This is a genomic window from Pseudomonas sp. GW823-FHT02C02, assembly GCF_058797635.1.
The window spans coordinates 95,620-109,471 of sequence record NZ_JBXAJV010000002.1 but is presented as its reverse complement, the minus strand read 5'-3'; the positions used below and the strand labels follow the sequence as shown (position 1 = coordinate 109,471).

Sequence of the window (13,852 nt, the reverse complement as noted above, 5' to 3'; positions counted from 1 at the left end):
ATGAGAAAGCGCGGCCGATCATGGGTGCAGTCCGTCGAGGCGGTCGCGCAGATGCCGCAAGGTGCGGATCATATACTTTTCCACCATGTTCTTGGACAGACCCAGGCGTTCGGCGATTTCCGCCTGGGTCAGGCCTTCGATCTTCTGCCAGACAAAAACTTTTCGGCAGTTGACCGGCAGCTCGCAGAGCGCCCGTTCGATGGAATCAGCCAACTGGATCGCCTGCATGAAATGCTCCGGGTCGCCGGACGAAGACCCACTGTGATCAACCGCCTCCGACTCCATGGCGCCCCGCCGGTCCTCACGCCGATAACCATCCACCGCGATATTGCGCGCGGTCTGGTGCAAATAGGCCCGAGGTTGTTCCACCGCCGACGAATCGGACTCAAGCACCCGCACGAAGGTGTCGTGCGCCAGGTCCTCGGCCTGCTGACGATTTCTCAGGCGACGGGTCCAGGTGCCAACCAACTCTTCGTAATGCTCGAAAAAGCCGTGTCTGCGGGGCAACTTGGGGGTCATTGCGGTGTGCTGTGGAGACGGGGCGTGAATAGTAATGCTTCCTATTAATGGGAAGCAATGGATTCCACATCGCCAGGTTTGCCGTTAGTCACCCAGGAATGATGTCGCCTGAAAGACTACTATGGCGAGCAGGCTCCCACCGTTGACCGAGTGGTCCGGACGGACGCGGTTTAATGTGGGAGCGAGCCTGCTCGCGAAGAACGATGACGCGACGCATCAATGAATACGCGGGTAGGTTAGTTTTAGGCTTTTGGCAGATCCATTCGATAACCAGCCCCCGGCGCTCCTTCATGCATCGCCGCCTGAATGTCCGCATACAAAGCGTTCGCCTCAGCAGTAGTGATCGATCGCGAACAATCACGCAGCACCACGCGCAATAGCACATTTTCCTGGCCCGGCAGCAGCCCGAGCCGTTCAATCGCCTGCGCGGGTAAATCCGAGAATGCCCAACGCCCCTTGATCTGCATCTCCTCGATCCAGTCAGAACAGTCACCCGCCGCCTGCAGCATTCTCTCGGTCAACACCTCCTCGCTCAGCCCGGGCGTAACCGCCAACGAAATGTCACGAGCAATCGATGGCAAACGTGATACCGGGGCCCATGGATTCAGATCATGCATCTGCGCCTGCACTCGCACGTTCTGATCTCGCAGCAAGCGAATATCCGGGATACCTTTGCGCAACATCGTCAGCCGATCCAGCCCCATCCCAAGCGCCAACCCTCCATGACGCTGCGGATCAATCTTCAAGCGCTCCAACAAAGACCTCGCTATACGGCCGCACTCCAGTACTTCAACCGGAGCACCGTCATTCACCACATTCACTTCGATTCCACCCTCCGTGTAGTGATGCGGACTGTCGCTGTAGACCCAGGATTTTTCAGGAACAGCAGACTTGAGGATGTCGCCGACCAGACGCAACAGCTGTTCATGCGTCGACAGCTCCGGATCACCCAATACCCAGACATCCATCTGATGTGGCTCCGCGCAATGCCAACGATCCCGGCTATCACGACGGAAAGTTATACCCGGCGCGGCCAGCAAGATCGTTTGCCCCGGTTGCCGCACTTGAGCCGCTCGCTGAAGCGCGGCCGGAATCTGGCTGGTGGTTTGTGTTCTCAACAGCGAGTATTCATCGACCCAACGGGTGTGCTCACTCCCTAGCGTGACCTCTGCCGGGTCATAGCCGAGTAATCCGTAATTTTCCTCGGCGGAGACAATTCGCGGCCCCGTTTGCAGTTGAGCCTGAGGCCAACCTTTTTCGGCAAGTCCTTGGAGTATTTCAGTTAGCAGGAGCCGGACGGAATGGTCGGGATTGTTTGATTCGGTTAGATCAACCATTAACAGGGCCTGTTCCAGAACGCTGTCCGTAACGGTTTTCCTTGAAGACGTTTCCATGCTGTTTCTCTCAAAATTGAGTCCTTGCCGACAAGGTACACAGCCGTTGGTGTGTATAGCCGACGAACAGGAAAAATCAGAAGGAGCTGACAGCACAGTCTTACTTCAAGGACGTGCAAACCCTGCATGAGTTGATGTGTAGATATCGGCTCACTTGAGACCGAGGTGATGCCACCGCGAGCAGGCTCACTCCCACAGTTGACCGAGTTGTCCGGGCGGACGCGGTTTAATGTGGGAGTGAGCCTGCTCGCGAAGAACGACGACGCGGTATTACGCTGCTTACTGGGGCACGTCGACGTTATCCATCATCCGGTTCACCGCCAGTTCCGCTTGCATGATGATCTGCTGGATCCCCAGCGCCGTATGCCGATGCGGTCCTTCCAGGAAGGCCGCGAAATCGGCGGTCATGACGCTGGCCGAGGCCAGTGATTCGCAGGTGTGCGCCAGCAGGTCTTCGTCTTTGATGTCCGGTGCAATCATGAACATGGTGCTCGGTTTTCGAATGACCGGGATTTTGAGGGCGGCGGGGTTGAGGTAATGGTCGAGGGCGCGTTCGGCGGCTTCGTGGAGTTTTTTGGAATCGAGTGATTCGTAGAGGGATGCCGGATCAGTGTCTGGCGGGTTTGGAGTCACTTTGCACCTATGCCTTTCTTCCTTAATGGGCAGCTACACCTCGCTACTAATACAAGGGGTGGCGGCTGTACGCAGGTTAGTAGACCGGGGAAAGAAGGCAAAGCCGGCGCGCCCGAGGGCGCCCTGCGCACAGCCACCATCAGGGACAGGCATTGGAACACCTGTCTGACAGACGCTTGTGCAGCCTTCAAACCTTCGGGCTACTAAACCCGATCACTGGGAATCAGTGACGGGGATCAAGTTACCGACGGGGTCAAAAGCGCACAAGCCGGCGGATTCTGGCGTAGTCGTAGGCAATGGCGCAAGGCGCTGTAGCTTTCAGGAAGTAACCTTAAACGCCTTTAAACATGTACTCCAAACAGGCAGCAGACTCACTCCCACAGTTGATCGAGTTGTCGGACGAACGCTGTTACCGGTGATGTCACCAGAAGCAGTAAACCAGCGTCACGGCAGCGGCAATACCAAACGCTCCCAGCGCCTTTGCCGGCAAGTATCCGGTCAATCGTTGCAAGGACGCGTCCGACAGCACTTTGTGGTCATCGCGGAGGGGCATGATCGCCCGGTAGGTGTATCGAAAGCCGATCAACAAAAACAGCAAGATCACGCCCAAGGCTAACCCGCGAGTAATAGCCGGCTTGATCAAAGGCGCAGGGGTGTCTTCCAGGCAGGCGGCACTGTCAACTTCCACCACGGTGATTCGCCCGAAATCCGTGGCGGGTCGCTGTTCGCCTTTAAGGATCGACGCCTGTTGCTCCAGATCGAGCGCCTGATACTTCCAGAGCGTTGATGACCCTTCCCGGCAGTAGGTGAACGCTGCAGGGTTGGAGGCGGCAATAATGCACGCGTCATTGATGCCGATTTTTTTCAGGGTCTCGACAGCCGGTCGTGTGAAGTCCAGGTCGAGGACAGGAATAATCCCGGTGGCAGACACCGCAGTCGAAACCAACAGGCTCCCGGTAGCGCAGAGGGCTGAAATTTTCAAGGTTGGATGCCCCTTGTTTTGCACTGTTTTTGTTGTTTGAGCGCGGCTGCAACCTGCCTTCCGACGTCTAAAATTCTAGTTGAACCTCGATGACTTGCGACCAATCGACCCTCAAATCTGGCCGAAAAAATCTGCTTCCCGGTCATACAAACGCCTGCAACGACTTTCAGAGTGCATGGATGACGATTGAGAAGTTCAACGAAGACCTGCGCCAGGCCCGCCTCGAACTGACCGCCGCAACGGCGGCGGTCATGGAGCTGGTCCGCTCGGGCAAAGCGTTCGGGGATGAATGGGACGCTGCGGTCGCGCGCGAGCGCAAAGCCTTTCAGAAAATGCATTGGGTGCTGGATAGCCCCTTGGCTCCCCAGGTAGATAAAAAGTCAGATCCGTAGTGGTTCGAAGACCCAGCTAATTGCTCATCCCGTCTTCTATGGTGATGCCTTGTGGGAGCGGCTGGCGGTTGGATCAGTGCTTGCGCAGCCACTCGATAAACAGCGCAAACAATTCCGACTGTGAACCGATGTTCAACTTCAGATAAAGGTTCTTGCGGTGCATGCGCACCGTCTCCGGCGAGATGCTCATCTGGCTGGCCGTGGATTTCACCGAGTGCCCCCGCAGCACCATGTGCGCCACTTCCCGCTCGCGCTCGGTCAGCAAGTCGCAGCCGAACTGCTCGAAGGCGGACTGCACACGTTGTTTGAGATCGTCACGCACGCCCTCATTGACGGCGCTGAGCTGCAAGCCCCGGCAGCTGAACTCGCGGATGAATTCGCGCACCAGCGGCTCAACCGCCCGCAGCAGGTTCAGCTGTTCAAGCCGCAGACTTTCCCCGCCGAAGCCTTGAAACAGGCTCACCGACACCTGGGTGTCATGGCCGGTATCGACAATGTAAAAACTGTCCTCCGAACTCCCGGCCTTCAAGTAGTAAGTCTTGTAGTACTCACTGTCGAAGAAGTTGTCCGGGGCAATGTCCTCCAGGTGATAAAACCCTTCGGCCAGCCCCTGCTCCACCGCCAGGCAAAACGGGTCGAGCAGGTAGCCCCCGGAAAAATAGCGGTCGATGATCGACTCCCGGTATTTTTCCGGGATGCCCCGCTGATACAACAATTGTGGCGGGCGGTCCTTGTGTTCCAGGCTGATCATCACCGATTCGATAGCCACCAGATGCCCGAAGGCCGACGCCAAAAAGCTCAGCGCGTCGGGCTCATCGATATGGGCGAAGGCCTGGCGCATTTCGCCGTGCCATTTATGCAAGGCGCCGAAGGGCAAGGCGATCAATGTGTCATCGTTTGGTTTGCTCATGCCCCGCAGTCTAGCGGGTGAACCGGCACCTGATAACCGCGGATTCGACGAACTCATTGGCCGAAATACAGGCCGTTCTGCTCAAGTTCGCCCGCCACTTCAAGAATGCACACCCGCAGGGTCTCGACGATTTCATCCACTTGAGCGCAAGACAGGATCAGCGGCGGCGACATGACATTGAGGTGCATGATCGGCCGCACCAGCAGCCCCCGGGCCTGCGCCCTGGAGTGAATCATCTCGCCGATGTTGATCTCGTCGGCGAACAACGCCTTGGTGCGTTTATCGGCCACGAACTCCACGCAGGCCATGAATTTCTGGCAGCGCACATCGCCCACCAGCGGCAAGTCGCTGAGTGTGGCCAGACGCTGTTCCAGATACGCGCCGACCACGTCGACATGCTCCAGCAGGTGTTCACGCTCGATGATCTCGATGTTTTTCAGTGCCGCCGTGCAGCAGACCGGGTGGCCGCTGTAGGTGAAGCCGTGGGTGAAGCAACGGCCCTTGCCGGGCTCGGCAATCACTTTCCAGATACGGTCGGAAAAAATGCACGCGCCCAACGGCAAGTAAGCCGACGTCAGCCCCTTGGCCGTGGTGATGATGTCCGGCTGAACATCGAACACCTCATACGAGGCGAAGAACTTGCCCAGGCGCCCGAACGACGTCACCACCTCGTCGGCGACAAACAGAATGTCGTAGCGCTGGCAGACTTCCCACATGCGTTTCAGGTAACCCTTGGGCGGAATGATCACGCCGCCGGAGCCCATGATCGGCTCGGCAAAAAAGCCCGCGACCTTGTCTGCGCCGATGGACAGGATCTTGTCTTCGAACTCCTTGATCAGAAACTCGAGAAACTGCGGCTCGTCCATGCCATCCGGCGCCCGGTAAGGATTTGGGTTGGAGACGTGGTGAATCTTGTCGTTGGCGTAATCGAATTCCGGCACACGGTCGGCGGCCTTGTTGCCGATCGACATGGTCAGTGTGGTCGAGCCGTGATACGCGTTGAAACGGGCGATGACGTGCTTCTTTTCCGGTTTGCCACGGCAGTTCTGATAGTACTGAATCAACCGGTAAGCGGTGTCCACGGCGGTGGAGCCGCCGGTGGTCAGGAACACGTGATCGAGGTCACCGGGGGCAAGGCTGGCGAGTTTCTCGCACAACTGGATGGCGACGTTATTCGACATGTCGGAAAACGGGTTCGAGTACGCCAGTTGCCGGACCTGGTCGGCAATCGCCAGCGCCATTTCCTCTCGGCCCAACCCAATGTTCGTGCACCACATGCCGCCCACCGCATCGAGAAAGCGGTTGCCCTGGGTGTCGTAAATATAAGCGCCGTCACCGGCCACAATGTTCAGCGCACCCTGTTCGGCGTGTTCGTCGAACATGTGATAGCCGTGCATGTAGTGGGCTTTATCAGCTTTGAGCAAATGGGCGTTATCAACGCTCGACAGCATTTTCTGAGTTGGAGTAGCCATACAAAAACCTCAAACCAAAATGGGTAAACGATCAAATCCCGCTCTTCACCGTGCTCCAGACGCGGGTCATGGCACGAATCTCTTTTGCATCCTGGGTTTTCTGCGGAAACAGCCGCTGGCGGGTTTCGTCATCGGGATAAATCGCCGGGTTGTTGCGCACATCGGCGTGCACTAACGGTGTGGCCGCCGCGTTGCTGTTGGCGTAGTGAATGAAGTCCGTCACGTCGGCCATGACTTGTGGCTGCATCAAGTAATCGAGGAACGTGTGGGCGTTGGCCACGTGGGGCGCATCGGCGGGGATGTACAAGTTGTCGAACCAGATCAGCGAACCTTCCTTGGGAATGAAATAGGCCAGCTTGATCTTCAGTTTGGCTTCTTCGGCGCGAGCCATGGCGGTCGCGTAATCGCCGGACCAGGTCATGGCCATGCACACATCGCCATTGGGCAGGCTGGTCAGGTAGTTGACCGAGTCGAACTTGCGGATGTACGGCCTGACCGACAGCAGCAAATCCTGGGCGGCCTTGAGGTCCTCCGGCGCGGCGCTTCGCGGGTCGCGCCCCAGGTACTTCAGCGCCAGTGGAATGACTTCAGTGGGCGCATCGACCAGGGTCACGCCGCAATCGGCGAAGCGCGAGACGATTTTAGGGTCGAAGATCATCGCCAACGAGCCAATCGGCGCGTCCGGCATGCGCTCCTTGATTTTGTCGACGTTGTACGTGATGCCATTGCTGCCCCAGGTATAGGGCGCCGAGTACAGCGTGCCGGCATCGAACCCCTGCAAGTCCTGCAAGACTTTCGGGTCCAGGTTGGCCCAGCCTGGCAGCAACTTTTTATCGAGCGGCTGGAACACTTTGGCTTTGATCAGCGGTGGTGCGAGGGAAGCGTTCAACACCACCAGGTCATAGCCGGAGTGACCGGTGAGCAACTTGGCCTGAACCGTTTCATAGGCATCAAAGGTGTCGTAGATCACCCGGATGCCGGTGGCTTTCTGAAAGTCGGCAATGGTTTTTTCGCCAATGTAATCCGCCCAGTTATACAGCCGCAGCGTGTGGCTATCGTCCACTTCGGCGCCGTGGACGGCTGCCGACAGCGGCACAATCAACGCACCAAGCATCACCAAGAAGGCCTTGCGCATAGCAAATTCACCTTATCAAGCGAGTTCCGATCTGGATGAGCGGATGAATCCACTATTGGTCGATTCAGCCAACCGCGCCATACCCCGAATGGGTGTGTGGGCCGGTTTGTGGCGCTCGCGACGGCCGACATGGCAAAAAGCGGCAGTTTCGTTGACTGGTTTTGTCATAGATCCGGCGCCGGTCCCGCGCTTAGAGTGCCGTTCATAGCGATCACCCAGGGTACGTACATGAACGACCTGATCAAACAAGAACGAAACGAAGGTGTACTGACGCTCACCTTTGACCGCCCCGACAAGCTCAACGCGCTGAATAATCGCATGTACACGCAGCTGGCCGATCTGTTGCTGGCCGCTGATGAAGACGCTGAAATCGGCGTGATCATTGTCACCGGTGGCGACACCTGCTTTACCAGTGGCAACGACCTGGCGGATTTTCTCCAGCATCCGCCGACCGATCTGGATAGCCCGGCGTTTCGCCTGATGCGCGTGGTGATCCACCTGCAAAAACCGTTGATCGCGGCGGTCTGCGGAGCGGCCATCGGCATCGGCACCACCCTGCTGCTGCATTGCGATCAGGTGCTGGTCACGCGCAATGCCCGGTTGCGCATGCCGTTCGTGAACCTGGGCCTGTGCCCGGAGTTCGGCGCCAGCCTGCTGCTGCCGCGCCTGCTCGGTCATGCCCGGGCGGCGCGCTTGCTGCTGTGGGGCGACAGCCTGGACGGTGCCGCCGCCGTCGCGTGTGGATTGGCCAACGAACTGTTCGACGACGGGCCACAGTGCCTGGCGGCCGCCGAGCGCATGGCTCGTCGCCTGCTGGCGCTCCCCCAGGAATCCCTGCGTCAGACCCGGCAACTGCTCAAGCAGACGTCCATGCCGGAACTGCAAGCCACCATTCGCCAGGAGAACTTGCTGTTCATCAAGCGCCTGACCACCCCTGAAGCGCAGGCAGCGTTGAACGCACTGGTTAATCGCAGCACTGAAAAGAACCCATCTACAGGAAAGCCTTCATGAACACCCCAGACGTATTTGTTGTCAGCGCCGCACGCACCGCCATCGGCTCCTTTGGTGGCTCGCTCAAAGATGTCCCGCTGGCCGATCTGGCGACCACGGCCGTCAAGGCCGCCCTGGAGCGCTCCGGCGTGGACCCGGCGCAAATCGGCCATCTGGTGATGGGCAACGTGATCCCGACCGAGACCCGCGACGCGTACATTTCCCGGGTCGCCGCGATGAACGCCGGTATCCCCAAGGAAACCCCCGCCTACAACGTCAACCGCCTCTGCGGTTCCGGCCTGCAAGCCATCATCAGCGCGGCCCAGACCTTGCTGCTGGGCGACGCCGAGATTGCCATCGGCGCCGGTGCCGAGTCCATGAGCCGCGGCCCGTACCTGATGCCGTCCGCTCGTTGGGGCGCGCGCATGGGCAACGTCCAGGCCATCGACTACATGCTGGGCATCCTGCATGACCCGTTCCATGGCATCCATATGGGCATCACCGCCGAAAACATCGCCGAGCGCAACGGCATCACCCGCGACATGCAAGACGCCCTAGCCCTGGAAGATCAAAAACGCGCGGCGTTCGCCATCGCCAATGGCTACTTCAGTGAGCAGATCGCAGCGGTCGAAATCCGTGGCCGCAAGGAAACGACGCTGTTCAGCATCGACGAACACCCGCGTTCCACTTCCCTGGAACAACTCGCGCAGATGAAGCCGGCGTTCAAGAAGGACGGTTCAGTCACGGCCGGCAATGCCTCGGGCCTGAACGACGGCGCTGCGGCACTGGTCATGGCCACCGGCAGCGCGGTGCAGGTCAACAACCTGCGCCCGCTCGCTCGCCTGGTCAGCTATGCCCACGCCGGTGTTGAGCCAGAACTGATGGGCCTGGGCCCGATTCCCGCTACACGCCTGGCACTCAAACGCGCAGGCCTGACCGTGGCTGACCTGGACGTGATCGAAGCCAACATCGCCTTCGCCGCCCAGGCCTGTGCGGTCAGCCAGGAACTGGACCTAGACCCGGCCAAGGTCAACCCGAATGGCTCGGGTATTTCCCTCGGTCACCCAGTGGGCGCGACCGGCGCAATGATTGCCACCAAAGCCATTCACGAACTGCAGCGCATCAACGGACGATATGCGTTGGTGACCATGTGCATTGGCGGTGGCCAGGGGATTGCGGCGATTTTTGAGCGAGTTTGAGTGTTAGCGCGATGTCCGGTGCAACGCCGGGCATCGCTGCTGCTTGATGATTTCCTTCGGCAACTGGTCGCAATCCATCAATCCCGCCCCTTCCCCACGCCCTGGATTAACTCCCAGAACACGTCGCCGTGCCGTGCGGCCAACATTCCCCAGGTCCGTATCGAGGAACTGGTGGGTTATCTACTTCAATCTCGGATTACTTGCCTTCGCTTTCGGTAATGAAGCCGATGATGCTGACACCACCGCGCATGATGTCTTCAGCAATGGCCTTGCGCGCCTTGGCCGGCTTTTTCTCGCGCAGGGCTTCGATCAGTACCAGATGCTCGTCGGCACCGATGTAGGTGTTATGCCCCTTGGTGTAAAACAGATTGAGGATCGGCCCCATGGAAACCCACAACCCTTCGATCTGGGCAGTCAGCATGTCCATTGCCGCCAACCGGTAGACCGTGAAGTGGAACTCACGGTTGAAATGCATTGCTTGCGGACCGTCGTTGGCTTGGTCGGCTTGTTGAAAACTGGCATGCAGTTCTTCCAGCCGAGTCAGGTCCTGCGGCGTAACGTTGCGCGTGGCGAGCTCAGCGGCCAGGCCTTCCAGTGCGATGCGGATCGTGCGCACCTCCAAATACCGGCTCATGGTCAGCTCCGGAACCATGGCAAAACGGCCCGAACGCAACTCGAGACCGCGCTCGCTGACCAGCCTCAGGCAGGCTTCGCGGACTGGGGTGACGCTGGTGCCAAGCTTGTCGGCCAGGTCTTGCATGACCAGCCGCTCGCCGGGCCGGAAGTTGCCGGCGATCAGTCCTTCGCGAATGGCGTAATAGGCGCGGGCGGACAGGTTGCCTTGTTCCAGCGGTTGAATCTGCACGGTCGAACTCCTGGATAATGCTTTTTATTGCGCAGCCTGTCGGGGTTGCGCCAAAAATCTGAAATACATTGTCTTATATCCTATAAGTAACACTCAACCTCGCTCTACAGCGGTTTGGGAATCATATGCAGAAAGAGCGGCACTGCGCGTGCCGCTCTCCGTTGCTCGGCCTAGCGAATCAGCGCCTTGAGGGCGTTTTCGATGACGTCGAGGCTTTCATCGAGAATCTTTGTGGTATGCGAGGTCGACAGGTACAGGCGCTTGAGGGGTAATGGCTGAAAAATCATCCGCTGCTCGATCAAACGCTTGCGAAACGCCAGGTCCAGCGCGTCATCGTTGCGCAACAAATCACGGTACTGGCTGTACGGCCCCTCGAAAAAGTACATCAGCCAGACCGACCCATATCCGGCACTTTGAGCGGGAATGCCCAGCCGCTGGATAATGCCGTCGAGCTGCCCGCGCAAATAGTCGCCCATGGCGAACAGGCGTTCGTAGACGCCTTCGCGAGAAAGCTCCTCGATGGTCGCCAGCACCGCCGCCAGCGTCGATGGCGTTCCATTGAACGTTCCGCCCATGAACACGCCCCGGTCGCCCGACTGCCCTACGCGCTCCAACAGATCCCGACGGCCGGCGACCAAGCCCACGGGATAACCTGATGAAGCCGCCTTGCCGAAGGTTGCCAGATCCGGTGTCACGCCGACGATCGACTGATAGCCGCCCAGCGCATGACGAAAGCCGGTGATGACCTCATCGAAAATCAGAATCACGCCGTGCTCGACGGTCAATTGCCGAAGCGCCCGCAGAAATGCCGTCGATGCCGTCACCGAGCCCATGTTGTGGGCAATCGGTTCGACGATGATCGCCGCGACCTCCCCCGGATTGGACTTGAGGTAACGCTCCACCGCCTCGGCATCGTTATACGGAAGGATGATCGTGTACTGCGCGGCATCCAGCAGAATACCGTCAGACATCGGGTCGAAACTGTCCATGCGCTCACGGGATGTCTGGCCGTTCATCGCCACATAGTCGTGCCAGCCGTGATATCCGCCCTGGAATTTTATGATCCGTTTGGCGCCGGTGACGGCCCGCGCCAGGCGCAAGGCGTGATAAGTCGCTTCGGAGCCGCTGTTGCAAAACGCGACCTGCTCGGCGCAGGGAATGCACTCGACCAGCGCTTGCGCCGTCTCGACTTCCAGATCGGTAATGCCGGCGCCGATCAGGTCAAGGCGTTCGCTGACGTGTGCAACCTTTTGACGAATCGCCTGATTGCCGTGCCCGAGCACATGCGCGCCGAAACCACAGTGGAAATCGGTATGACGGTCGCCGTTGGCGTCGTACAGATACGGACCTTCTGCACGAACAAACGCATAAGGCTGACCGAGTTTGCGGCTCGGGCTCAGATGGCCGCCCGGCAACACCTGCCGAGCCCGTTCATGCAAGGACTGATTGGCGTCAAGCAACATGATCGACTCCTGGGGCAAGTGCCTCCCGGGCAACGGCTTCAATACCCACGGCATCCAGCCGGTAATGGCGATAGAGATGGGTCGGCGGGGCAATGAGGCTGTATTCATCTTCGATCCCGTGACGCCGCAAACGCGTCCCTTGACCCGTGTCGGCCAGCACTTCCGCCACAGCACCGCCCAGCCCTCCCAGCACGTTGTGTTCTTCGACGGTCATCAACAACCCGCTTTCGCCCGCCGCATGCAGCACCGCATCACGATCCAGCGGTTTGATGGTGTGCATATCGATCACCCCGACCGATAAACCACTGGCGCGCAAGGCCTGCGCGGCTTCCAGCGTCGGGTGAAGCATGCTGCCGGTGGCGATCAGGGTCAGGTCACTACCCCGCTCATGAACGATGGCTTTGCCAAACTCGAACACCACGTCATCGGGGTAAACGTTAGGTTCCTGGCCCCGACCAATACGGAAGTAAATCGGTTGCGAATGGTTGATCGAGGCACGTATCGCCGCCGCCAACTGTGGGCCATCGGCGGGTGCGACGACCGTCAGATCAGCGATGCTGCGGGTGATTGCCAGGTCTTCGGTGGCGTGATGCGAGGTGCCATAGAAACCGAGGCTGATTCCCGAATGGTGTCCGATCAGCCGCACCGGAAGTGCGCTGTAGGCCACATCCATGCGAATCTGCTCGCAGCAGAGCAAGGCCAGGAATGAAGCGAATGTCGCCACAAACGGCATGCTCCCGGTGGTGGCAATGCCCGCCGCCGCGGTGACCATGTTTTGCTCGGAGATACCGAACTGGATAAACAGTTCGGGGTGGCGCTGAGCGAAGCGACTCAAGCCGTTGGAGTACTGGAGGTCAGCGGTGCCGACGGCGATCTTGTGACCGGCGTCAACCAGGTCGATCAACGCATCAGACAAATAGTTCAGGCCGGGGGCGCGAGCGTTGATCTGCCGGTACTGCCAGGTATCGGCGCTGACGGGCGAGCTCATTGCACACCTCCTTTGGATTTGATTTCTTCGATAGCGAGCAATTCGTCTTCCTCGGCCAACCAGCCAAGATGCCAGCCGGGCTCGGTTTCCATGTACTCGACGCCTTTGCCCTTGACGGTCAAGGCGATCACGCAGACTGGCTTTTCGCGTTGCGTATCGGCTTTCAGCTGGCGCAACAGACGAGCCACGGCGGCGACGTCATGCCCGTCGACCTCATGCACGTCCCAGCCGAAAGCGCGCCATTTGTCGCCCAGCGGTTCAATTCCGATGATGTCGTCGACCTTGCCGTCGAGCTGGTAACCGTTTCGGTCGATGATCGCGATCAGGTTCGATGTTTTGTAATGCGCAGCCGCCATTGCCGCTTCCCAGACCTGGCCTTCATGCATTTCGCCGTCGCCAAGCAGCACATATACATCGAACGGATTGTTCTGCAGCCGTCCACCCAACGCCATGCCCAGTCCGCCGGACAATGCATGACCAATGGAACCGGAACTGAAATCGACCCCCGCGACCTTGCGCATATCCGGGTGATCACCTAACGGATTACCCAGGCGCGTATAGCCGTCGAGCAGCGCCTTGTCGAAAAAGCCCCAGTCCGCCAGTAACGGATACAGCCCCACTGCGGCATGTCCCTTGCCCATCAAGAAGCGATCACGACCTGGCCACTTGGGCTCGCCGTGGCGCAAGCGCATGGCGTCGTAATACAGCGCCGAGAAAATTTCAGCACAGGAAAACACCGAGGTGTAGTGCCCCACCTTGGCGATGGAAATCAGGCGCACGGTTTCCAGGCGTACAAACAGCGCGCGCTCTTTGAGGTGGGCGATGTGCCCGGGACTCAGGTCCTCGACCGGAACGGGAATGGGGGGTGGAGCGGCTATCGACATGGCTGCATTTCCTGAATGGTTGTTAG

General features: G+C 59.1%; 14 protein-coding genes. 3 read left to right on the top strand and 11 right to left on the bottom strand.

Translation table 11 applies throughout. From position 1 onward, the window contains the following. Positions 1 to 18: 18 nt before the first annotated feature. From AC1ROI_RS03230 to AC1ROI_RS03215, 4 genes are all read right to left on the bottom strand, one after another. On the bottom strand, positions 19 to 519 hold the full coding sequence (locus AC1ROI_RS03230) for a sigma-70 family RNA polymerase sigma factor (protein WP_010458519.1): 501 nt from the start codon (positions 517 to 519) through the stop codon (positions 19 to 21). Positions 520 to 761: 242 nt separating this feature from the next. Further along, positions 762 to 1,913, bottom strand: coding sequence for a PheS-related mystery ligase SrmL (gene srmL, locus AC1ROI_RS03225; protein ID WP_083374631.1), 1,152 nt, complete (start codon positions 1,911 to 1,913; stop codon positions 762 to 764). 279 nt (positions 1,914 to 2,192) lie between these two features. Continuing rightward, on the bottom strand, positions 2,193 to 2,546 hold the full coding sequence (locus tag AC1ROI_RS03220) for a DUF6124 family protein (RefSeq protein WP_256580142.1): 354 nt from the start codon (positions 2,544 to 2,546) through the stop codon (positions 2,193 to 2,195). A 421-nt stretch (positions 2,547 to 2,967) separates the two neighbouring features. After that, complete coding sequence (locus AC1ROI_RS03215) at positions 2,968 to 3,528, bottom strand: hypothetical protein (RefSeq protein WP_083374632.1); 561 nt, start codon at positions 3,526 to 3,528, stop codon at positions 2,968 to 2,970. 179 nt (positions 3,529 to 3,707) lie between these two features. Here AC1ROI_RS03215 and AC1ROI_RS03210 point away from each other — a divergent pair, with 179 nt between their 5' ends. Next, positions 3,708 to 3,920, top strand: coding sequence for a hypothetical protein (locus AC1ROI_RS03210; protein ID WP_083374633.1), 213 nt, complete (start codon positions 3,708 to 3,710; stop codon positions 3,918 to 3,920). A 73-nt stretch (positions 3,921 to 3,993) separates the two neighbouring features. Here AC1ROI_RS03210 and AC1ROI_RS03205 read toward each other — a convergent pair whose 3' ends face one another. From AC1ROI_RS03205 to AC1ROI_RS03195, 3 genes are read right to left on the bottom strand one after another with little or no spacing between them, the layout of a single operon-like run. Further along, complete coding sequence (locus tag AC1ROI_RS03205; RefSeq protein ID WP_371857860.1) at positions 3,994 to 4,830, bottom strand: helix-turn-helix transcriptional regulator; 837 nt, start codon at positions 4,828 to 4,830, stop codon at positions 3,994 to 3,996. Positions 4,831 to 4,883: 53 nt separating this feature from the next. Beyond that, complete coding sequence (locus tag AC1ROI_RS03200; RefSeq protein WP_083374635.1) at positions 4,884 to 6,302, bottom strand: aminotransferase; 1,419 nt, start codon at positions 6,300 to 6,302, stop codon at positions 4,884 to 4,886. A 31-nt stretch (positions 6,303 to 6,333) separates the two neighbouring features. Further along, positions 6,334 to 7,437: a polyamine ABC transporter substrate-binding protein gene (locus AC1ROI_RS03195; protein WP_102594621.1), complete on the bottom strand. Its 1,104-nt coding sequence runs from the start codon at positions 7,435 to 7,437 to the stop codon at positions 6,334 to 6,336. Positions 7,438 to 7,665: 228 nt separating this feature from the next. Here AC1ROI_RS03195 and AC1ROI_RS03190 point away from each other — a divergent pair, with 228 nt between their 5' ends. Continuing rightward, complete coding sequence (locus AC1ROI_RS03190) at positions 7,666 to 8,448, top strand: enoyl-CoA hydratase (protein ID WP_010458500.1); 783 nt, start codon at positions 7,666 to 7,668, stop codon at positions 8,446 to 8,448. After that, on the top strand, positions 8,445 to 9,626 hold the full coding sequence (locus AC1ROI_RS03185; RefSeq protein WP_077748879.1) for an acetyl-CoA C-acyltransferase family protein: 1,182 nt from the start codon (positions 8,445 to 8,447) through the stop codon (positions 9,624 to 9,626). The genes AC1ROI_RS03190 and AC1ROI_RS03185 overlap by 4 nt, the downstream gene beginning before the upstream one ends. A 196-nt stretch (positions 9,627 to 9,822) precedes the next feature. Here the strand turns inward: AC1ROI_RS03185 and AC1ROI_RS03180 are convergent, their stop codons facing one another. From AC1ROI_RS03180 to AC1ROI_RS03165, 4 genes are all read right to left on the bottom strand, one after another. After that, the gene (locus tag AC1ROI_RS03180) at positions 9,823 to 10,491 is read right to left on the bottom strand and encodes a GntR family transcriptional regulator (RefSeq protein ID WP_010458497.1); all 669 of its coding nucleotides are present in this window, start codon (positions 10,489 to 10,491) and stop codon (positions 9,823 to 9,825) included. A 170-nt stretch (positions 10,492 to 10,661) separates the two neighbouring features. After that, positions 10,662 to 11,954, bottom strand: a complete 1,293-nt coding sequence (locus AC1ROI_RS03175) for an aspartate aminotransferase family protein (RefSeq protein WP_010458495.1) — start codon at positions 11,952 to 11,954, stop codon at positions 10,662 to 10,664. Continuing rightward, entirely contained in the window at positions 11,944 to 12,942 is a 999-nt protein-coding gene (locus AC1ROI_RS03170) for a transketolase family protein (RefSeq protein WP_010458493.1), read from the bottom strand. Before AC1ROI_RS03170 ends, AC1ROI_RS03175 begins: the two co-directional genes overlap by 11 nt. Further along, entirely contained in the window at positions 12,939 to 13,826 is an 888-nt protein-coding gene (locus tag AC1ROI_RS03165) for a transketolase (protein WP_010458491.1), read from the bottom strand. Before AC1ROI_RS03165 ends, AC1ROI_RS03170 begins: the two co-directional genes overlap by 4 nt. Positions 13,827 to 13,852 lie beyond the last annotated feature (26 nt).